Origin of the sequence: Bartonella sp. AA74HLJMH (assembly GCF_042197045.1) — a bacterium.
Lineage (GTDB): Bacteria > Pseudomonadota > Alphaproteobacteria > Rhizobiales > Rhizobiaceae > Bartonella.
The window spans coordinates 83,535-105,499 of the sequence record NZ_JBHIRJ010000003.1 but is presented as its reverse complement, the minus strand read 5'-3'; the positions used below and the strand labels follow the sequence as shown (position 1 = coordinate 105,499).

At 37.5% G+C, this 21,965-nt stretch carries 13 protein-coding genes; 12 read left to right on the top strand and 1 reads right to left on the bottom strand.

The window, feature by feature from the left end; translation table 11 throughout:
* The first annotated feature begins 319 nt into the window (after positions 1-319).
* A complete protein-coding gene (locus ACFINH_RS03145; protein ID WP_375632131.1) occupies positions 320-1,852 on the top strand; it encodes a YifB family Mg chelatase-like AAA ATPase in 1,533 nt (510 codons plus the stop codon).
* Positions 1,853-1,863: 11 nt separating this feature from the next.
* On the opposite strand, the gene ACFINH_RS03140 is transcribed toward ACFINH_RS03145, so the two are convergent.
* The gene (locus ACFINH_RS03140; RefSeq protein ID WP_375632130.1) at positions 1,864-2,769 is read right to left on the bottom strand and encodes a transporter substrate-binding domain-containing protein; all 906 of its coding nucleotides are present in this window, start codon (positions 2,767-2,769) and stop codon (positions 1,864-1,866) included.
* A gap of 1,257 nt (positions 2,770-4,026) precedes the next feature.
* Between ACFINH_RS03140 and gyrB the strand changes: the two genes are divergently transcribed.
* The 11 genes from gyrB (at position 4,027) to ACFINH_RS03085 (ending at position 21,931) form a co-directional block, all read left to right on the top strand.
* Positions 4,027-6,459, top strand: a complete 2,433-nt coding sequence (gene gyrB, locus ACFINH_RS03135; RefSeq protein WP_375611371.1) for a DNA topoisomerase (ATP-hydrolyzing) subunit B — start codon at positions 4,027-4,029, stop codon at positions 6,457-6,459.
* Positions 6,460-6,577: 118 nt separating this feature from the next.
* The gene (ubiE, locus tag ACFINH_RS03130) at positions 6,578-7,360 is read left to right on the top strand and encodes a bifunctional demethylmenaquinone methyltransferase/2-methoxy-6-polyprenyl-1,4-benzoquinol methylase UbiE (protein ID WP_375612796.1); all 783 of its coding nucleotides are present in this window, start codon (positions 6,578-6,580) and stop codon (positions 7,358-7,360) included.
* Between the two features lie 2 nt (positions 7,361-7,362).
* Positions 7,363-8,949 (top strand): 2-polyprenylphenol 6-hydroxylase, encoded by a 1,587-nt coding sequence (ubiB, locus tag ACFINH_RS03125; RefSeq protein WP_375612795.1) that lies wholly within the window; start codon positions 7,363-7,365, stop codon positions 8,947-8,949.
* A 68-nt stretch (positions 8,950-9,017) separates the two neighbouring features.
* Positions 9,018-10,439 carry a bifunctional phosphopantothenoylcysteine decarboxylase/phosphopantothenate--cysteine ligase CoaBC gene (gene coaBC / locus ACFINH_RS03120; protein ID WP_375612794.1) on the top strand — a complete coding sequence of 474 codons (1,422 nt, stop codon included), beginning with the start codon at positions 9,018-9,020 and terminating at the stop codon, positions 10,437-10,439.
* 1,887 nt (positions 10,440-12,326) lie between these two features.
* On the top strand, positions 12,327-13,046 hold the full coding sequence (locus ACFINH_RS03115) for a sulfate transporter family protein (RefSeq protein WP_375612793.1): 720 nt from the start codon (positions 12,327-12,329) through the stop codon (positions 13,044-13,046).
* Positions 13,047-13,850: 804 nt separating this feature from the next.
* Positions 13,851-13,973, top strand: a complete 123-nt coding sequence (locus tag ACFINH_RS03110; RefSeq protein WP_375612792.1) for a hypothetical protein — start codon at positions 13,851-13,853, stop codon at positions 13,971-13,973.
* Between the two features lie 59 nt (positions 13,974-14,032).
* Positions 14,033-14,953 carry an acetyl-CoA carboxylase, carboxyltransferase subunit beta gene (gene accD, locus ACFINH_RS03105; protein ID WP_375611366.1) on the top strand — a complete coding sequence of 307 codons (921 nt, stop codon included), beginning with the start codon at positions 14,033-14,035 and terminating at the stop codon, positions 14,951-14,953.
* 4 nt (positions 14,954-14,957) lie between these two features.
* Positions 14,958-16,277 (top strand): bifunctional folylpolyglutamate synthase/dihydrofolate synthase, encoded by a 1,320-nt coding sequence (locus tag ACFINH_RS03100; protein WP_375632129.1) that lies wholly within the window; start codon positions 14,958-14,960, stop codon positions 16,275-16,277.
* Positions 16,278-16,321: 44 nt separating this feature from the next.
* Positions 16,322-17,320 carry a complex I NDUFA9 subunit family protein gene (locus ACFINH_RS03095; RefSeq protein WP_375620876.1) on the top strand — a complete coding sequence of 333 codons (999 nt, stop codon included), beginning with the start codon at positions 16,322-16,324 and terminating at the stop codon, positions 17,318-17,320.
* 713 nt (positions 17,321-18,033) lie between these two features.
* Entirely contained in the window at positions 18,034-19,431 is a 1,398-nt protein-coding gene (ahcY, locus tag ACFINH_RS03090) for an adenosylhomocysteinase (RefSeq protein ID WP_375632128.1), read from the top strand.
* 34 nt (positions 19,432-19,465) lie between these two features.
* Positions 19,466-21,931 carry an ATP-binding protein gene (locus ACFINH_RS03085; protein WP_375632127.1) on the top strand — a complete coding sequence of 822 codons (2,466 nt, stop codon included), beginning with the start codon at positions 19,466-19,468 and terminating at the stop codon, positions 21,929-21,931.
* The last annotated feature ends 34 nt before the right edge of the window (positions 21,932-21,965 follow it).

Sequence of the window (21,965 nt, the reverse complement as noted above, 5' to 3'; positions counted from 1 at the left end):
TTACACGTTTTATCACATCAAATAACACTCTGCGATACATAACGTTATCCTCCCCTTATATTTTCATAAAATTCTACACTGTTGTATAACACGAACAGCCTCATTCTTTTTTTCTTAACATATTTATTTAGCTTATTATAAATGTTTTATTGCGTCCCATATCATCATGGTTAAATTTGTACAAATGACTTTCCATGGGAATGCTAAAAAACTGCCCACGTATATAGTTCTCTCTATAAAAAAAGCTATAGAGATGCTTCTTGATTTTTATAAATAGATATGATTGTCTCTACCAAGTCTAAAGGGGGAAAATAAATAAATGATCGCACGTATTACAACTGTTGCTTTTCGCGGTCTAGAAGCAGTCCCTGTCGATGTACAGGTTATGATTTCGTCTGGTAAAATAGGAATGGCTATTGTTGGATTAGCTGATAAGGCAGTTGCAGAAAGCCGTGAACGTGTACAAGCAGCCCTCCACGCTTGTGGACTTTCTATGCCTACTAAACGAATTACGATTAATCTTGCACCAGCTGATTTGCCTAAAGAGGGATCGCATTATGATTTGCCAATCGCCGTAGGCTTAATGCTTGCTATGGGAATCCTCCCTCCCGAAGTAGCTCAAGACTATGTCATTTTAGGAGAATTATCACTGGATGGTTCACTTACCGCCGTTAATGGTGTTTTACCAGCTGCCATGACAGCTTTATCACTCGATAAAGGACTGATTTGTCCCTTCCAGTGTGGACCTGAAGCAGCATGGGCAAATGCAGAAATAAATATTCTTGCCCCAGAGACTCTGCTCACTATAGTCAACCATTTCAAAGGAACCCAAATTCAAAAACGTCCACAACCGCGCCAATATACTATCGAAACTGAACTTCCAGATCTTTGCGAAATCAAAGGACAAAAAACAGCCAAACGTGCCTTAGAAGTTTGTGCTGCTGGACGCCATAACCTTTTGTTTGTAGGTCCCCCTGGTGCTGGAAAATCTATGCTAGCGCAACGCTTACCTTCCATTTTGCCACCTCTTGATAGCCGTGAGCTTTTAGATGTCTCTCTGATTGCTTCTATTACAGGAGAAACGGTTCATAAGACCATTTCACTTCATTGTCCCTTTCGTTCCCCACATCATTCTGCTTCCATGGCCGCAATGATTGGTGGAGGGCTTAAAGGACGACCGGGAGAGGTCTCCCTTGCTCATAATGGTGTGTTATTCCTTGATGAATTGCCTGAATTTTCTCCACAGGTTCTTGATTCTCTTCGTCAACCTTTAGAAAGTGGGGAGTCAGTCATCGCCCGCGCTAATCACCATATTAGCTATCCTGCTCGCTTCCAACTTATTGCCGCGATGAATCCTTGCCGTTGTGGTATGGCAGGCGAAAAAGACCATGTTTGCCCTAAAGGGATACGCTGTCAAATCGATTATCAGTCCCGTATTTCTGGTCCTCTGCTTGACCGAATTGATTTACGGATTGATGTCCCTGCTTTGACGGCTATGGACCTTATGCAACCAGAACAATCAGAAAAAAGCTGCGACGTTGCCAAACGCGTCGCACGGTGCCGTACCATTCAAGCTAAACGTTTTTCAACAATGGGGTTTGATCATATTCGTACCAATGGCGATTGCCCTGCCAAAATTATAGAACAGATTGCCATTCCTGATAAAAGTGCGACCATACTCTTACGAGATGTGAGTGAAAAAATGCACCTCTCCGCACGCGCTTATCATCGCATTCTCAAAGTTGCACGCACAATTGCTGATCTTGACGGATCAGATACTCTTTCACGCTATCATCTCGCAGAAGCTATTTCCTATCGACTAGGCGCAGAAAGATTAACAGCCCTTAATTAAAAAACTACTCATCAATAAAAACTTATTGGAAAATAACGCAAATAAAGTTCTGTAAGTTTACCATCCTCTTCTAGAGATTTCAGCGCATAATTGAGTATATCAACCAATTTTTCATTCTTTTTTGCAACAGCAAGCTGCATTCCTTGCCCCAATAACTGTGGCGCCATATATGCCCCCCCAACAAAATGGCAGCAATCAACAGATTTTTGTTTTTTGAACCATAATGATAAAGCAAATCCATCATCAAAAATAAGGTCAATTTTACGCTCTTGTAATGCTTTATAGAGCTCTTCTCTCTTTTTAAACCCTTGCCATTTGGCTTTAGGAAAATAATATTGAAAGAGTTTTTCGTGAACACTTTTAGACAAAACACCACTGGTTAAATGTATCAATTGATCACTTATTGGCTCATCGAGATTTAAACGTCGAGAAGCAACAAATCGCGCTGGAAAGCGCAAATATGACTTTGTAAAAACAAGATCTTGCTGGGTTTTACTTGTTTCTTTTAAACCCGCAATAATGACTTCTGCACCACCATTTTTAACATGTTCTACAAGCTCTTTCCAAGGAATCACTTCTATTTCACAAAGCTTCTCTAATTTTAATTTTGAGCAAATAGCGCGCAATAAATCGATATTATAACCTGCAAGATACCCCGATTGATCAATAAAATTAAAAGGAGGAAAATCAAAAGTTGTTACAAAACGCAAACGAAAGATATCCGTTGTATCAGGTTGTACCAAATGTTCATGCGAATCAAAAAAAGAAGGCAACCTTTCAGCTTCTGCGTAAGAGGAAAATAGAACCCCCCCCGCTACAAATAAAATACGAATAAAAATATTGTATGGATTATTGAATAAAAAGTACTGTAAACGCAATTGAAGATGTTTCACATATATAGATTTTTTTATTTTCAAAATCTCTCCCCCATTTTTCAAAACTAAGATGCAACACTTCTTAACTATTATCTAACGCACTTCACCAAAATATCTGGCGTTTAATAAATAAAATTCTTGCTATTTTTGAAACCATTGAAAATGCTTAGATTTCTGATGTTAATTTTCCAAAATGAATATATAAAAAGTAATTTTAGAGAAAAGCGATTTAATTTTTTAATATAAGAAATAAGCTGTATATACTTTAGTGGTACACTTTATTTTATCAAAATATCCCGCGTACCTTAAAATATTAAGACCATTTCCTTGCGTATCACAACCTGGGAAGTATATAGATACTATTGAAGAAAAGAGTAAAAATACCCCTCAAATGCCGATGGTTTTCTCAACATTAAGGTTGCATCAACATTTAAGAGCTGAAAAATAAAATGATGATTCTGATTTGCACTTTATTGTCACGATGGGAAAGATGGGGGACATAAATCTTGTAGTATTCACAGGGTATTTTGCGTTATACTATTCAAACATCGTTGTAAAATGAGTTTGGGAACATTGAGAGATGCTCCTTAAAAAAGCGCGTGAATAAACAGTACAATGGCGTTTTGTTTTGAATGAGCGATGCAACCTCACGAGAATGCAAGAAACAAAAGCGTAAGATAATTCGTCATTACCCTCATTATTCAAAAATATCACCGTAGACGTTTTTTTAAATTGTAAAGTTGAATATAAAAGATGATCGTGGAAACGTGTTTTTACATTTACGCATTTATATTTTCCTCAAATGAAGCTTTTTTCACATTTTAAAGATGACACAAACCAATATACACAATATTTTCGCCTCAATCTAACATACAAAAGTTTGAACTGCTTAGAGAGCTCGCAACCTTTGTTTTAAATATATGGTAGAATTAGGATTGAAAAATTGATTTATGGATAAAACAAGTGAGACCTTTATTAGTGTAACACAAAAATGCATAACTAATTCTGAAACATTACGCATATGCAAAAATAAACAAAGTAAATAGCATCGTTTATGAAACAGCTTTTTGTATAAGTCATAAGTGTTTATTCGCCTTATATCACCGCCCTAGTGTTTTACAGCATAACAGTACACTATCATTTTATCATTCTCTCCATTATATATCGACAGATATTGAATCTAGATCTGATATACGGTAAATATTTAATGTGGTTATTCCATAAATAACTGATCAGAACATTGAGCTTTAAAAAAAGCGGATAAAATATTGTAAATTGAACACAGGAATGGACTAACTTATGAGTGATGAAATAACCTCACCAGCACAAAGCAATAACTATGATGCCGCTTCTATCAAAGTTCTCAAAGGTCTTGATGCTGTACGCAAACGTCCTGGTATGTATATCGGTGACACTGATGATGGATCGGGGTTACACCATATGGTCTATGAAGTTGTAGACAATGCTATCGATGAAGCTTTAGCCGGTCATGCAACTCTTGTAAACGTCACACTCCATGCTGATGGTTCTTGTTCTGTTCGTGATAATGGACGTGGAATTCCGACAGATATCCATCCAACAGAAGGTATTTCTGCCGCTGAAGTTATTATGACACAGCTTCATGCCGGTGGAAAGTTTGATCAAAACTCTTATAAAGTTTCAGGCGGATTACACGGTGTTGGCGTCTCTGTTGTGAATGCATTATCCGTTTGGCTTAAATTGCAAATCAAACGCAATGGTAAAATTCATGAAATATCATTTACCCACGGGGTAGCTGATGCTCCATTAAAAGTTGTTGGCGATTGCGATCAAGAAAGTGGAACAGAAATTAGATTTTTACCAAGCTCTGAAACCTTTACTATGGTTGAGTTTGATTTTGAAACTTTAGAGCGTCGTTTACGGGAATTAGCTTTTCTAAATTCTGGGGTTTATATTCTTCTTGTTGACGAGCGTCATGCTGATATTAAATCCGTTGAATTGCATTATGAAGGTGGATTAATAGAGTTTGTGAAATATATTGATCAATCAAAAAAAGCTCTGCTTGATACTCCTATTTATATTGCAAGTGAAAAGGATGGTATGAGCGTTGATGTTGCCCTGTGGTGGAATGATTCCTATCATGAGAAGGTCTTGTGTTTTACCAATAATATCCCTCAGCGTGACGGTGGAACGCATTTGATAGGTTTCAGAAGTGCCCTTACACGCCAAATTAATGGCTATGCTGAATCTTCAGGTATTGCTAAAAAAGAAAAAGTGAACTTAACCGGTGATGACTGCCGTGAAGGATTAACAGCTATTCTTTCTGTCAAAGTTCCTGATCCAAAATTTTCTTCACAAACAAAGGATAAGTTAGTCTCTTCTGAAGTGCGCCCTATTGTTGAAAGTTTGGTCAATGAAGGTCTTTCAATATGGCTGGAAGAACATCCTCATGAAGCAAAACTTCTCATTAGTAAAGTGGTAGAAGCTGCAACAGCACGTGAAGCAGCACGCAAAGCACGTGAACTCACAAGACGAAAAGGGGCGCTTGATATCACTTCTCTACCAGGAAAGCTTGCCGATTGCCAAGAACGAGATCCCGCAAAATCAGAAATCTTTATTGTCGAGGGGGATTCGGCTGGCGGTTCAGCAAAAAGTGGGCGCTCACGTCAAAATCAAGCAATTTTACCCCTTCGTGGTAAAATCCTCAATGTTGAACGAGCACGTTTCGACCGCATGCTCTCATCTGATATGATTGGAACACTTATTACAGCTCTTGGAACGTCTATCGGTAAGGATGAATTTTCACCAGATAAATTACGTTATCATAAGATTATTATCATGACGGATGCGGACGTTGATGGAGCCCATATTCGTACTCTGCTGCTCACTTTCTTTTTTAGACAAATGCCCGAGTTGATTGAACGTGGACATCTTTATATTGCTCAGCCTCCTCTTTATAAAGTATCGCGTGGAAAATCTTCCCAATATATTAAAAATGAAGCAGCGTTTGAAGAATTCTTGATCGATACTGGATTAGAAGAAACAACGCTTGAGCTTTCAACGGGAGAAGTTCGTGCAGGGGCTGATTTGTATCAACTCGCTAAAGATGCTCGTATATTACGTCAACTTTTAAATGGTCTTCATACCCGTTATGACCGTAATATTGTTGAACAAGCAGCAATTGCTGGCGCTTTTAATCTTGAAGTCTTTGCAACACAAGAAAAAGCGCAAAAAATAGCAGATACTACAGCACACCGCCTTAATCTGATTGCTGATGATATGGAACAAGGTTGGAGTGGACAATATACAGCAGATGGAAGTTTATGTTTTGAGCGTATTTTGCGTGGTGTTAAAGATGTTGTTACGCTTGATGTGGGACTTATAAATTCAACTGACGCACGCCAAATTGATCGCATTTCCCAAAATTTTATCGACATATATCATCCTCCTGTTCTTTTACGTCGCAAAGATAAAACAGAGCGTATTTTTGGTCCTATGAGCCTTTTAGAGAGCATTTTTACAAACGGTAAAAAAGGTGTTACTCTTCAACGTTATAAAGGTCTTGGGGAAATGAATGCTGAACAACTTTGGGAAACAACGCTTGATCCCAATGCACGTTCTCTTTTACAAGTAAAAATTAATGATGCAACCGATGCAGATTCACTTTTTTCTCGTCTCATGGGTGATGAAGTTGAACCTAGGCGTATTTTTATTCAAGACAATGCCTTAAGCGTTGCCAATCTTGATATCTAAAGGTACTCTTCTGTTTTTGGCTGTGTAAATATCGTAGTTTTATACGTTGTTTTTTCGTAGTTGAACATTCCCTCTCTATTTCATTTACGATAAAAGAAAAATAAGGAAGATCATATACATGGCAATTGAAACAGAACGTGTAGGAACCAAGGGTGGCATGGAGCACTCTTTTGGTTTTACAATAGTAGATGAAACACAAAAACAATCCATGGTGGATGGTGTGTTTCATTCTGTTGCTGAAAATTATGACAAGATGAATGATATCTTATCCTTAGGGCTACACCGTGTGTGGAAAAATTCCATGATTGCTTGGCTTTCCCCACCAGCACTTTCTCATTGGAAAGTTCTTGATGTCGCTGGCGGTACAGGTGATATTGCTTTTCGTATTCTTAATGCTTCACGCCAAAAAGCCCATGCTACAGTGCTTGATATTAATGGCTCAATGCTCAGCGTTGGCAAAAAACGCGCACAAAAAAATGGTCTTGCCCCTCTGATTGATTTTGTTGAAGCCAATGCAGAAAATCTACCTTTTGAAGATCAAAGCTTTGACGCTTACACGATTGCTTTTGGAATTCGCAATGTTCCTCATATTGATCAAGCTCTTAGAGAAGCTTTTCGTGTTTTAAAGCTCGGTGGACGTTTCTTATGTTTAGAATTTTCAAATGTCGAGATGCCTTGGCTCGATAAAATTTATGATCTTTGGTCTTTCCATGCTATCCCTAAGCTAGGTCAATTTATCGCAAATGATGGCGATGCTTATCGTTATTTGGTTGAATCTATCCGCAAATTTCCTAAGCAAGATGATTTTTCCCATATGATCAAGCATGCGGGGTTTTCGCGGGTATCGTACCGCAATCTCACCGGTGCGATTGCAGCGCTGCATTCAGGTTGGAAAATTTAAAAATGGTGCAAATTTCCCCTTACTTTCAATTGATGCGTGCAGGATGGGTTTTAACACGTGAAGGTGTTTTAAGTGCTCTTCCTCATGATGATCTTCAAGGATTTCCAGCGCTATGTCATCGTATAGCGAGTGCATTAGCACGACGCAAAACAAAAAAGAAACAGCGATCTGAAAATATTTCATATGCCATTAATAAGCTTGGACCCTCTTACATAAAACTTGGTCAATTTCTTGCCACAAGACCTGATATTGTTGGGCGTGATATTGCGGAAGATTTGTCACAGCTACAAGATCGTGTCCAAACATTTTCTTGCACTGCCGCTATTGCTCAAATTGAAAGTTCTCTTGGTCGCTCTATTGATGATTTATTCGTAAATTTTTATCCCCCCATTGCCGCCGCTTCTATTGCTCAAGTTCATCCAGCTGAATACAGTGATGAAACTGGCCATAAGAAAAAATGTGCTGTAAAAGTTATTCGTCCTAATATCAGAGCACGTTTTTCTAAAGATCTTAGAGGATTCTATCTCATTGCTCATTTACAAGAGCGCTATATCCCTGCCTCTCGAAGGCTTCGTCCTGTTTGTGTGGTGGATACTTTAGCACAAACAACACGACTTGAAATGGATTTACGCTTAGAAGCAGCAGCTATATCTGAAATGGCTGAAAATATTCAACATGATACAGGCTTTCGGGTTCCACGTATTGACTGGGAACGGACAGGACGTAATGTTCTTACAATGGAATGGATTGATGGTATAAGAATATCCGAAATTTCCAAACTTAAAGAAGCAGGTTTTGATTTGAAGGCGCTCGCTATTACGCTTATTCAATCTTTTCTTCGCCATACATTGCGTGATGGTTTTTTTCACGCCGATATGCATCCTGGTAATTTATTTGTAGATGAAAAAGGATGTATTGTTGCTGTTGACCTAGGCATTACAGGAAGGCTTGGTAAAAAAGAAAAGCATTTCCTTGCTGAAATTCTTTATGGCTTTATTACCCGCGATTACCATCGGGTTGCACGTGCCCATTTTGAGGCAGGTTATGTTCCTTCACACCATAATATCGAAAGCTTTGCGCAAGCCAACCGCGCTATTGGCGAACCAATTCACGGACAATCAGCACAAAGCATTTCCATGGCTAAATTGCTCACTTTATTGTTTGAAGTCACTGAATTATTTGACATGCAAACGCGACCTGAACTTTTATTGTTGCAAAAAACGATGGTTGTTGTGGAAGGCGTTGCCCGCACATTAGACCCCACTTTTAATATGTGGAAAGCTTCTGAACCCGTTGTCAAAGAATGGATTAGTAAAAATTTAGGACCCGTAGGCGTTGCAAAAGACTTTAGTGAAGGAGCACAAGCTCTCCTTTCGCTGGCACGCAAAACACCACAATTGGTTCAAAATTTCCAACGGATAGAAGAAGATTTCAATCAAATGAGAAAAACAGGTTTTAATCTTTCTCCTGCTACCCTCAAACAACTTGCTGTGGAACAAAGTCATAGAAACCGTTATGGTCGTTATAGTCTTTTTATCATTGCACTTTGTTGCGCTTGTCTTACTTTTTACTTTTTTCATCTTTTCTAATCTCCTTAATATGCTAAAAATATCAACAATGAAATCATTGCAATCATTTTATTTCTTGGAGGTATTTTATGGCCAGTATTACCATTCGTAACCTGTCTCCTGAAACCAAAGAAGCTTTACGCATACGCGCCGCGCAAAATGGTATTTCTATGGAAGAAGAAGTCCGACGCCTTTTAAGCAATCCCACTCCTCTCACCACACAACCCCTTCATACTAGCGCTGTTGAAATGCAATCATTGAAATCAAAATCTCTCCTTCTTATTATTGGTGGAAGTATTGCATCCTATAAAGCACTTGATTTGATTCGCCGTTTACAAGAACGTGGAGCACATTTAAAAGTTGTAATGACAAAAGCAGCGCAAAAGTTTATTACGCCTTTAGCCGCTGAAGCTTTAAGCGGTGGTACTGTATATACTGATTTATTTTCACGCGAAGAAGAACACGATATCGGACATATCCGTTTAGCACGTAATGCTGACCTTATTATTTTAGCCCCTGCTACAGCCAATCGCATTGCAAAAATAGCCAATGGCATAGGAGATGATCTGACTGATTGCATTCTTTTAGCGGCACGCTGTCCACTCTTAATTGCACCCGCCATGAATCCGTCCATGTGGGCGCATCCTGCCACTATTCGCAATGTTGCACAACTGCGCGCAGATGGCGTTCATATCATCGGACCAGAAATCGGAAATATGGCTGAACGTGACGAGATAGGATATGGACGCATGAGCGAACCTTTAACTATTGTCGCTACCATAGAGACTATTTTGAATGTGCATGAAAAACCTCTCTCTGACCGCCATTTCATCGTTACCTCTGGCCCTACCCATGAACCAATTGATCCAGTGCGTTATATTGCTAATCGGTCTTCAGGTAAACAAGGCCATGCCATCGCAACCGCTCTTGCGCATTTGGGTGCAAAAGTAACACTTATTTGTGGACCTGTTAATCTTGCAGACCCACAAGAAGTAAAAACCATTCATGTTGAAACAGCACAACAGATGTTACAAGCCGTTCAAACCGCATTGCCTGCTGATGGTGCTATCTTTGTTGCCGCTGTTTGTGACTGGCGCAGTCAAACGCAGTCTTTACACAAAATTAAAAAGAATGCTCATAAAATACCACCATCCCTTCATATGGTTGAAAATCCTGACATTTTAGCAACGATTGGACACGCTCCAAACCGCCCCTCATTGGTCATTGGTTTTGCTGCTGAAACATGTGATATCATTGCCAATGCGCAAAAAAAATGTGTTGAAAAAGGAGCTGATTTCATTCTTGCTAATGATATTTCTCTTCAACTAGATGGTACAAGTGTCATGGGTGCTGATACAAATCAAGTTTATCTCGTAAGTAGAAAAAAAGTTGAACAATGGCCCCATATGAGTAAACAACACGTAGCGCAAAAATTAGCAAACGTGATTGTATCATTTCTTGCCCCCAAAACACCTACTCCTCATGAGGAAAATATACCCCTTTGCAAATAAGAACTCTTCAAACGCGTTGATATTAAAACACCTTATAAAATAGAACTGACAATATGTGTCTATCCATCTCAATTAGTATATAATATTTCTGGTTTATAATGATAATATCGCATTGTTCATATTAAATTAGAATCCCAGATATCATAAGATTCTCTCATTCCTAATCTCTCTCATGTTGAATCAATAAAAATCATTTTCTTGCACGTTGTAAACAAGGATAACTGTATGAATACAAAACGTTTCAGAAAGAACTAAAAGCGCTTATAATGGACCGTCTCAAGAACCAAGGGCTTGTCTCGGACAACACTGAGGATGATGGTGCCAGCGTGCTCTTTTTATTAAGCGTAAAGTTAGTGATGCCCTATAAGTTTTATATTATTCACGAGAGCTTTACCCATATACCATTCACAAACGCTGTTGCGAAATGGGTGTGATGAGCGTTGGGAAATGTTTTTTTAAAAAATCCTATCTCACCCTAGCCTTCATAAAAGCAGGATCTATTGCACCACTGTCTCGCCAGCTTATAAAAAAACAAGCTATCATTCACTTTGGCTACCATCAATTTTGACAAAGCTCTTGTAATGGATAAAATTTATAAAAAGCATTTTCTTTCTTCAATGTTTTTATCCACATATTGGTCATATTTATGATATGCAAATAAATGATTTTGATTGTTTCATGATGAGAGCAGCTAATGAGAAAATATGACAACTTTATTTTGAGCTCTTATTCGCTATGAAAAATAATGTATAAATCAATAATATTATAACATCTCAATGCAATTTTAAGCATACTTCATGCTGACGCTCATAAAGAATGTAGACAAAATTCATTGTACCACTGTCTATAAGTTTATGAAACTGAAGCCTTTATTATTTTCCTCAGTGATCGGTCTTTAAGATTAAATGTCTGTGTCCTCTCTCCAGAATACCAAGACCACAAAGACTAGAATTTTATCCATGATATCTTCACATTGTGATGTTTCATGAGAAGCATTTTTATTCCTTTATCGAAAGCTTTGTATCCATACATTGGTCTCGCCTATAATGTGTACGTAAATAATTTTTTGATGTTGAATAGAGTCTTTGAAATTAAAGAATATTTCTATATTTGGGATTTTATTCAAGTTGAAAATGATCAATTCTCTTCGATAAATTAGTGGTGTTATTATCTAAAAATTATTTGATACAGTGCACCACTTGTATGAAAAGTGCTTCAATGAATGCTTACTTCATTGCACTTATAGCTTTTAAAATTCAAAATCTCATCATTTTTAAGCATCCGTGGTTTCTCCCTTTCTTTGCTTCTTCTCAAAAAACTGCTCTTCTATGGGATCGGACGGTCAATCGCCTAAGCTTATTTTTTCCACTTCTATCATATTAATCATTCTGTTGCCCAAAATTAGAATATCTACGGAGCGACTACGTTACCCATATTCCATTGAACTCAATATTTTTTTGAAAGCGAGGGGCAAGAGCATGCCGCCAAATAGTAGAAAAGTACAGAATTTTAGGAATTGTGCAAAACAATTAAGCACTTAGATAAACGAAGTTAGATAACTCTACTGAATAAATAGAAGTAAACAACTTTTCTCCCAAATAGTTCTTATTCCTTAATTTTTTACATATATCATATAAACGCAATAATCTACACTATGTACAAAAATACTAAAAATTTCTTCTACAACAGCTACTTTTTAAATTCTTCTTTGTTTTTAAAAATTAAAATTTCTATTTATTCAAACTTTATTTTTAACAAAGAAACCTTAACCGTTTTTTATAATGTTCTTGAAAAAAATCTTGTAATTCAAAGAAAGAAAAAATTACACTGTACATACTTTAAATATATTTCTTGTTTTTTTTGCTTCTTTCCTTAGTTTATTAATCTATGATTTTTACTGCTGCTTATCGTGCTTTACAACGTCTTCTGACCTCGCAATATCGTATTATGATACTGAAAGCATTGGGGGTTACTTTTTTCATTCTCACCATTTTATGGTTATGTGTGCACCAACTTTTTGTGTCTTACTTTTGGCCCTGGATTGCTCAATTTCTTCCTGGACTCCCTAGTTGGGCGGGATGGATTGGTTTTAGCATGCTTATCATCTTTAATCTTGGGTTGGCTCTTTTGTTGGCTTTTTTGATTGCACCCATCACAGCTATGATTGGTGGTTTTTTCATTGACTCTGCTGCTGAAATCATTGAAAAGGAGGATTATCCAAACGAGCCTATTGGACAAGCTTTGCCGTTTCAGCGTTCTCTTATCATTTCCTTTAAATTTGTTATTTTAAGCCTTCTTGGTAATGGAATTGCTTTTATTTTATTCTTCATACCAGGTATTAATTTAATTGCTTTTTATCTTATTAATGGTTATTTGCTTGGTCATGAATATTTCTTGTTTGCTGCTTACCGTTTTCGAACAGAGCAAAATGCGCGTGCTTTTTTACATACTCATTACACAACAGTTTTTGGCGCAGGATTATTGATAGCGATTTTTGTTTCGATTCCTATTATTAATCTAGCAACACCGCTTTTTGCCGCCGCCTTTATGACACATTTACACAAAATGCTTTCCCAAAAGACCATAGCACGCATTACACAAAAATAGTGTTCCTTGACTTTAAGGTTAATAAAACTTGCCAGCCAAAGAAAGCATAATATAAAATTTTATGCTTTATCTTTTATTAAAGCAATATATTGATTTATAATGATAACTTATCGTTTCACAACATGAGTGAAAAACCTAAATATTATGAGGGTTTCTCATTTTAATCCTATTCATATTGGATCAATTGAAATCGTTTGTTAATATCTCATAAATGGAGGTGGTGTGCGGATAAAAGTACTTTCAAAAAGGCGTGAAATATCTTTATATGAATCCTCTTAATGCAAACATTATCGTCGTATTGAAAACTGAAAAAGAATATGATGGTGCCGCTTTGTACCTTCTATTTCAGTAAAAACGGATAGCATAATGTCTTTTATACCATTCATGGAGAGTGTATACTCTTCATAAGAGAGTTTTGGAAATTATTGAAAGATATCTGTGTAAAACAAGCACGTAAATGAGTAATATAATGGTATTTTGAGCGTATTCTATTTTAATTGTAAAAAGCGTGCGCTTTAAAGAAACCTTTTGAAAAAAATCTTGCTCTGATGTTAGCGTTTCGCTAATATAGCGTTATTGTATTCATTATCTTTAATGGATTATTTTAGCCTTGTTAGCGCCTTATACTATAAGGTTTCTTTTCTTCAAAACTGTTGATACGAATGATTAATTGGATATTCATTGTTATTAAAAAATAAGGCGTTTGTTAACCATCGCAAGGAGTAAATTTTAACACCAAAGTAAAAAATACAAACATGTAAGTTCTTAGAACTTATGAGAAATTTATTATAGGGAATACTCTTCATGATGCATATGATTGTTATGATATGGGAAAAATTAAAAATTAAAAAACAAGCTATACGTACACTGATAAAAGTATTAAATAGACTCCTTTGTTCAACCGGTAAAGCAAATGTGACTGCTTAAGTTCTATATTCTTTCAAATCATGCAAAAGATGCACAATATTTAAAGGAAGGTTATAAAGATGAACTGGATTACAAATTATGTTCGTCCTAAAATTAACTCTATATTGGGGCGCCGTGAAATTCCAGAAAATCTATGGATTAAAGATCCTACCAGTGGTGAAATGGTCTTCCATAAAGATCTGGAAGCTAATCAATTTGTAGCTCCCAATTCTGGTCATCATATGCGTATCAGTGCTAAAAATCGTCTCATGCATTTTTTTGATGATGGTGTTTATACAGCTCTTGAAAATCCAAAAGTTGTAACAGATCCTTTAAAATTTCGTGACGAAAAACGCTATATTGACCGGTTAAAAGATTATCGTTCTAAACTTGGGGTTGATGACAATATTTTAAGTGCACGTGGTACGATTGAAGGCTTACCAATTATTGCAACTGTTCAAGATTTCGCCTTTATGGGTGGATCACTTGGTATGGCTTCAGGAGAAGCTATTATCAAAGCTTTTGATACTGCCATTGCTGAAAGGCGTCCGCTGGTTCTTTTTGCTGCTTCTGGTGGTGCACGCATGCAAGAAGGAACACTCTCGTTGATGCAAATGCCCCGTACAACTGTAGCGATTGAAATGTTGAAAGAAGCAAAGCTTCCCTATATTGTTGTGCTGACTAATCCAACCACCGGTGGTGTTACTGCTTCTTACGCCATGCTTGGTGATATTCACATTGCCGAGCCTGGCGCTATGATTGGTTTTGCTGGTCCACGTGTGATTCAACAAACTATACGTGAAACCCTACCAGAAGGTTTTCAAAGTAGTGAATATCTGCTTGAACATGGTATGATTGATATGGTTGTATCGCGTTTAGAAATGAAAACAACAATTGCGCGTATTTTACGCTTGATGATGAAACGCCCTGCTGTTTTTAACCCTTCCGATCCATCCCCAACAGACTCTCAAACATCGCTTTCTAGGACAAAAGCAGCTTAAGTTTATGCAACAAAGTCAAATACAAAGGGTGGTGGATGATTTACTAAAAAATTATCCGAAAAAATTTGATCTTTCTTTAGAGCGTATTGTTCACCTTTTAGAGCGTCTTGGTAACCCACATTTAAAACTTGCCCCTGTTATTCATATCGCTGGAACAAATGGCAAAGGATCTGCTTCAGCAATTTGCCGTGCTCTTTTGGAAAGTACAGGATACCGCGTTCATGTTTATAGCTCACCTCATCTCGTCAACTGGAATGAACGCTGCCGGTTAGGTCAAAAAGGAGGTGGTCAACTTGTTACAGAAAACCAATTGGCTGAGACAATCCGTGAAATTATAAAAGTAAATCGTCAAGAGCCGATTACTATTTTTGAAATTTTTACAGCCGCTGCCTTTATGTTGTTTAGTATACATCCAGCTGATGTTGTCATTTTAGAAGTTGGATTGGGAGGACGTTTTGATGCTACCAATGTCGTTAACAAACCAGCTGTATCGCTTATTATGCCCATTGATTATGATCATGAGAGCTTTCTTGGAAATACAATTGCTCAAATCGCTTTTCAAAAAGGAGGGATTATCAAACCAAACGTTCCTGTAGTCATTGGGAAGCAAAATTATGAAGAAACTCTTGCTACTTTAATACCCCTTGCTAATAAAAATAAAGCATTTTATGTTCTCTTTGATCAAGATTATCAAAGTTATAAAGAACATGGACGTATGGTTTTTCAAAACAATCAAGGTCTCATGGATCTTCCCCTTCCTAACCTTATTGGAGACCACCAAGTTGCCAATGCTGGTGCATCTCTTGAAGCAGTTTATCAAGCGGGTTTTCAACTTTCAGAACAAACCATAAATGACGCTTTGAAAAATATTTATTGGCCCGCACGAATGCAGCATCTTACCCAAGGACTTTTGGTTGATCAACTATCTCCTGATATTGATTTATGGTTAGATGGTGGTCACAATCCTGCTGCAGGAAAAGTTATTGCGGCAGAACTTACACAATGGAGAAAAAAAACAGATCGCCCCATTATTATGATTGCTGGCATGCTTAATACCAAAGATGCTGTCGGTTATTTTCGTCCTTTAGCTAACCTTGTCGATAAAGTATATACGATACCGCTGCTTGACAATAATGCCAGTATCTCTCCAACAGACTTAGCTAAATCAGCCCAAAAAGTAGGAATCCCTGCTGCCCCAAAAGCGCACCTACAAGATGCTTTGCATAAAATTAAAATGGAATATAAAGAGGCTATTGTTCTTATTAGTGGTTCTCTTTATCTTGCGGGTGATATTTTGCGTGACAATAAAACACCACCGTGCTAGATAATTAGCTATTTTTAAAGCTTTGAAAGATAGACTTTTTAATCATGCAACTTGATTGTGCACTTTATCAACATCCTAAACTCATTACTGTTTTTGGCGGATCCGGTTTTGTAGGACGACATGTCGTTGAAACTTTGACTAAGCGGGGATATCGCGTTCGCATCGCTGTTCGTTGTCCACAAAAAGCTTATTATATGCTCCAAATAGGAGAAGTAGGACAAACCCAAATGCTTAAAACAGATATCAAGCATCGTGCCTCTGTTGCACGCGCATTGCTTGGAGCTGATGCGGCAGTGTTTTTACCCGGTAGCTTAAAACAAGCAAGTCAATCGAATTTTAAAAACACACAAATTGATGGTGTTTACAATGTTGCTGAATTAACAGCAGAAACTGGTATTCCGCTCATCTATATGTCAACACTTGTGGCTAACGAGAATGCTTCATGTCTTTATGCACGTGTTAAGTTTATGGGTGAACAAATCATTCACAACAAGCATCTTCAAGCAATTATTATCCGTCCATCCGTTATCTTTGGACCAGAGGATTGTTTCTTTAACACCTTAGCAGATTTGTCACGTTTTTTACCAATTATGCCTCTTTTTGGAGGTGGACAAAGCAAATTGCAACCCGTGTATGTTGGTGACGTTGCTGAGTTTATCGTGCGCGCTTTAGATGGACAGGTTGCTTGGGGAAAAAATTATGATCTTGGTGGTCCCCAGATTATCACCTTCCAAAATACTCTTGAAAATATACTCAAAATTATTCACCGTAAAAAAACAATCCTATCCATGCCCCTTTCTGCTGGTCTATTGATTGGAGGAATTTTGGGAACAATCGGTAAATTGCCTTTTGTACCAACACTCGTAACAGCCAATCAGATACGTTTTTTGCAAATGGATAACATTGTTTCTAAAGAAGCTATAGAGAATGGATATACTCTAGAAGGTGTGGGTATTACCCCCAGAGCAATGGCAGCATTCTTGCCAAGTTATCTCTGGCGATTTCGTCCACATGGTCAATTTTCCCAAAACCTACTCGTCTAGAATAAATTCTTCCAAAACTGAGTTAATTATTTGATTTATAATTCATAGCGCGTTGTTAGCGGTTTTAAAATCAGAGTGTTCAATAGAGTGATGTTTTTACATTTTAAATACTCTATTCAGTATCACAAAAAATGTTTAATCGTATATCTATAGTCTTTTGATAAAAATCGTTGAAAACAGGAGAAAAGCACTTCTTATAAACTGTCTTTATCCAAGAGCAGGTGCAACATTGGAATCCTAAAGAACCGATTCTGAACTGCCTATCCATAAACATGATAATCTATGGCTTTGCATTTATATTATTTTGCTAAAAAGCTTAATAATGAGATTAAAGTAATTCTTCCTTTTTCAACAACCGCATAAGTGAGTAGAATACGAGTATACTACTTTCGATATTATCCCATAAAAATCAATATAAAAACTGTAAAGCAATGCACCATTTTTATTATTTAAAAGGTATTCCCTCTGGAGACTTTTAAAAGCTTTAAAGTTACGTGAAAAGGATAGAATTTTGTTTATATAATAAAACTTATCATGAAGATCTCCTACTCCATCAACAACATCACTACTCAGATCCATAAATGCATATTTGTTGCACAAATTTATGGAGATTTTAAAAGAGCTTTTTCACATAAAGAAGTCCTCTTCTTGTCTTGCATTTTTTTTTAATTTCTCCTACCGTCTTGGAAAAACTTATTTTAAAGGAATGAAGAATGGCAGCTCAAGATTTTGTTGTCAAAGATATTGCACTTGCCGCTTATGGTCGTAAAGAACTTGATATTGCTGAAACAGAAATGCCTGGTTTGATGGCTTGTCGTAAGGAGTTTTCTTCCAGCCAACCTTTGCGCGGAGCGCGTATTTCTGGCTCATTGCACATGACAATTCAGACAGCTGTTTTAATTGAAACATTAAAAGCGATTGGCGCCGATATACGATGGAGCTCTAGCAATATTTTTTCTACGCAAGACCATGCAGCAGCAGCTATCGCCGCAACTGGCATTCCTGTATTTGCCATTAAAGGTGAAACATTGGAAGAATATTGGACTTATATAGATGCAATCTTCCAATGGCCAGATGGTAATCCTTCCAATCTTATTTTAGATGATGGAGCTGACGCCACAAACTATATTTTAATGGGAAGTCGTGCAGAACAAAATAAAGATATTTTATCGCATCCCAAAACAGAAGAAGAAGAAATTTTTTTCAAACAAATACAAAAGCGTATGGATGCAACGCCAGGTTTTTTTACACGACAGCGCGCGGCAATTAAAGGTGTAAGCGAAGAAACCACAACAGGTGTAAACCGTCTTTATCAGTTACAAAAAGAAGGACTTCTACCTTTTCCTGCTATTAATGTTAATGATAGCGTCACTAAATCAAAGTTTGATAATAAATATGGATGTAAAGAATCATTGGTCGATGGTATTCGACGTGGAACAGATGTGATGATCGCTGGTAAAACTGCCATTGTCTGTGGTTATGGTGATGTAGGAAAAGGTTCAGCAGCATCTCTTTCTGGTGCTGGGGCTCGTGTTAAAGTAACAGAAATTGATCCTATCTGCGCTCTTCAAGCCGCTATGGATGGCTATGAAGTTGTTAGTTTGGATGATGCTGCTTCCAGTGCTGATATTATCATCACGACAACAGGCAATAAAGATGTTGTTCGTTTAGATCATATGCGACAAGTAAAGGATATGTGTATTCTTGGAAATATTGGTCATTTTGATAACGAAATCCAAGTCGCTGCCCTTAGAAATTTGCCATGGACAAATATTAAACCACAAGTTGATATGATCACCTTTCCCGATGGAAAACGCATCATTTTGCTCTCTGAAGGGCGTTTGTTAAACCTCGGGAATGCGACTGGGCATCCTTCTTTTGTCATGTCAGCCTCGTTTACTAATCAAGTTTTAGCGCAAATTGAACTTTTTACCCGTTCAGAACACTATACAAATGAAGTCACTGTTTTGCCTAAACATCTTGATGAAAAGGTTGCACGTCTACATCTGGATCGGTTAGGAATAAAATTAAGTGTTTTATCAGAAGAACAAGCCGCTTATATTGGAGTCTCACCACAAGGACCTTATAAACCAAACCATTACCGTTACTAATACGTTTCCTTGGGTTAAAAAAGGGAAAGATGCCGTGCTCAGCTTTGGTGACTATAACCCCAAAGAAAAAACTCAAAAAGAGATCCGAATCTATACGTATATATTTTTCTTTTTTTTCTTTTTTTCTCCAACATGCGCTTTTGCTCAGTCATTGGAAGGTTATTTACCATTTTTCTTCACTTTTCCGAATGGTCCATGGCTGCTTTTAGCGCTGTGTGGAGGAATTTCTTGTGCTTCACTTCTCTCGTGTATAGCTGTTACCGTGCGTGCAAAAAAAACTGCACAGAAGCCTTTGAAGATAATTCAGGCAAATTTTTCTGAAAAACTTAAATATTATGAATGGCTTCTGGAAGAAACCGAGCAATTCCTTCTTATTTGGGAAAATCCAACAACCTTACCCCGTGTTGTTGGTGCTCTTTCTGCATTGCAAAAAATAGGAATCGATCAGAAAGATTTTCAGCGTTTTGAGCTCTGGGTTGAAGAAAATTCTCTGCGAGAACTTGATTATGCATTGACTCAACTACGTTGTAAATGTCACCCTTTTGATCTTTCTATCACCACCACAAACAATGTACTGCTACAAGTTACAGGAGTCATCGCAGGAACAGTCGCCATTGCTCGTTTTCAAGATATCTCAAAACAACAGAGTGAAAATTCTCGTTTACAGAAAGATATCGCCCGCCTTCTTACTGAACTGAGAATGCAGCGTAATCTTCTTGATCTTATTCAAGAGCCCGTATGGATAAAAGATTGTGAAGGAAAAGTTTGTTTTATCAATCGCGCCTTTAGAGAAATGACAGACTTTCGTGAAGACAGTGATGACGTGGGGGATCTTTTCAATGAAAATACACAACGCAAAACAGATGAAACAGAAACAATTTTTCAAGAACATGTTCATACGGTTATTGGTGGAGAACGGCACCGTTTTCATCTCACACGTATTACAACAGCTGAAGGGATGGCAGCTTTTGCACGTGATGACAGCGCATATGAAAATCTTGCTCATGAATTAAGATATGTTCTTCAAAGCCATTGTGAAACACTTGACCAAATTTCAACAGCTGTAGCCATTTTTGATACAAACCAAAAATTAAAATTCTGTAATCATGCTTTCAAAATTTTATGGCCGTTGGAGAGTTCTTTTTTAGAAAGTGAACCAAGCCATACATTGTTTCTTGAACGTTTACGTGAAAAGGGGCTCATTGCTGAACACCCTGATTGGCGCGCATGGAAAGAAGAACTTTTAAAAGCCTATTGGCAAACAGAATCGAACCAACAAATTTGGAATCTTCCAGATGGACGTACGGTGCGTGTTGTCTCGAACCCTCATCCACAAGGAGGTGTCACTTGGCTTTACGAAAACCTTACAGAAAAAATTGATCTTGAGCGCCGTTATAATACACTTATTAAAATACAAGGTGAAACACTTGATAAACTTTCTGAAGGTGTGGTCGTTTTTGGTACTGATGGACGCCTTCGCTTATCGAATCCTGCCTTGTCGAAATTGTGGTCTCTTCCTTATAATTTACTGGTAGAAGGAACCCATATTACACAGTTACAAAGCCATTGTTCAGCCTTAACCTTGGGGCAAGAATGGGATCAATTTACCAAGTTCATTACCGGTTTTGCTGAAAAACGTGAAACATTTTCAGGTCGTATAGATCTTAAAAATGATATGATTATTGACTATACTCTGGTCCCTCTTCCTAATGGACAAACGATGCTTACTTTTGTGAATGTTACGGACACTGTCCATGTTGCGCGTGCTCTTCAAGAAAAAAATGAAGCATTAGAAAGTGCTGATCGTTTGCGTAATGAATTTGTCCAACATGTTTCTTATGAATTACGCACACCTCTCACCAATATTATTGGATTTTCCGATATTTTACGTGATCAAATTTTCGGCTCTATCAATGAACGTCAACAAGAATATCTTGAACACATTCATTCAGAATCAGGAACTCTTTTAAATATTGTTAACGATATTCTTGATCTTGCTACCCTTGATGCAGGCATTATGGAGTTGGACATAAAATCGGTTAACATTGCCGATGCTATGATACAAGCAGTAGCACGTGTAGAAGATCGCCTTAATGGACGGCATATTACGCTTTTACAACAAATTTCTCCTTCCTTAAATTCTATTTCTGCTGATGAAAAGCGCTTGCATCAAATTTTTGTGAATGTACTGAGTAATGCTATTAATTTTGCAACGGAGGCGAGTACTATTGAATTTTGCGTCGATGAACAAGATGATAACATTGTCTTTAGCGTTCACAATCAGGGCTCTGATATCCCAGAGGACGTCCTTGATCGTATTTTTAAACGTTTTTCTTCCCATTCACACCATGGTGGGCGTGCGGGAGCGGGTCTTGGCCTTTCCCTTGTAAAAAGTTTCGTTGAACTACACGGTGGACATGTTGAAATTCTTACCGGTTCTGGAAAAGGAACAACAGTTAAATGTTTTTTCCCACTCTCCAAAGGAGATACGATTTTTTAATTTTAACCTTTATGATAACAAAAATTTTTCATCC

Coding starts and splice junctions, on each gene's coding strand:
- ACFINH_RS03145 (WP_375632131.1), top strand. CDS start 320: ATGATCGCACGTATTACAACTGTTGCTTTTCGCGGTCTAGAAGCAGTC.
- gyrB (WP_375611371.1), top strand. CDS start 4,027: ATGAGTGATGAAATAACCTCACCAGCACAAAGCAATAACTATGATGCC.
- ubiE (WP_375612796.1), top strand. CDS start 6,578: ATGGCAATTGAAACAGAACGTGTAGGAACCAAGGGTGGCATGGAGCAC.
- ubiB (WP_375612795.1), top strand. CDS start 7,363: ATGGTGCAAATTTCCCCTTACTTTCAATTGATGCGTGCAGGATGGGTT.
- coaBC (WP_375612794.1), top strand. CDS start 9,018: ATGGCCAGTATTACCATTCGTAACCTGTCTCCTGAAACCAAAGAAGCT.
- ACFINH_RS03115 (WP_375612793.1), top strand. CDS start 12,327: ATGATTTTTACTGCTGCTTATCGTGCTTTACAACGTCTTCTGACCTCG.
- ACFINH_RS03110 (WP_375612792.1), top strand. CDS start 13,851: ATGATGCATATGATTGTTATGATATGGGAAAAATTAAAAATTAAAAAA.
- accD (WP_375611366.1), top strand. CDS start 14,033: ATGAACTGGATTACAAATTATGTTCGTCCTAAAATTAACTCTATATTG.
- ACFINH_RS03100 (WP_375632129.1), top strand. CDS start 14,958: ATGCAACAAAGTCAAATACAAAGGGTGGTGGATGATTTACTAAAAAAT.
- ACFINH_RS03095 (WP_375620876.1), top strand. CDS start 16,322: ATGCAACTTGATTGTGCACTTTATCAACATCCTAAACTCATTACTGTT.
- ahcY (WP_375632128.1), top strand. CDS start 18,034: ATGGCAGCTCAAGATTTTGTTGTCAAAGATATTGCACTTGCCGCTTAT.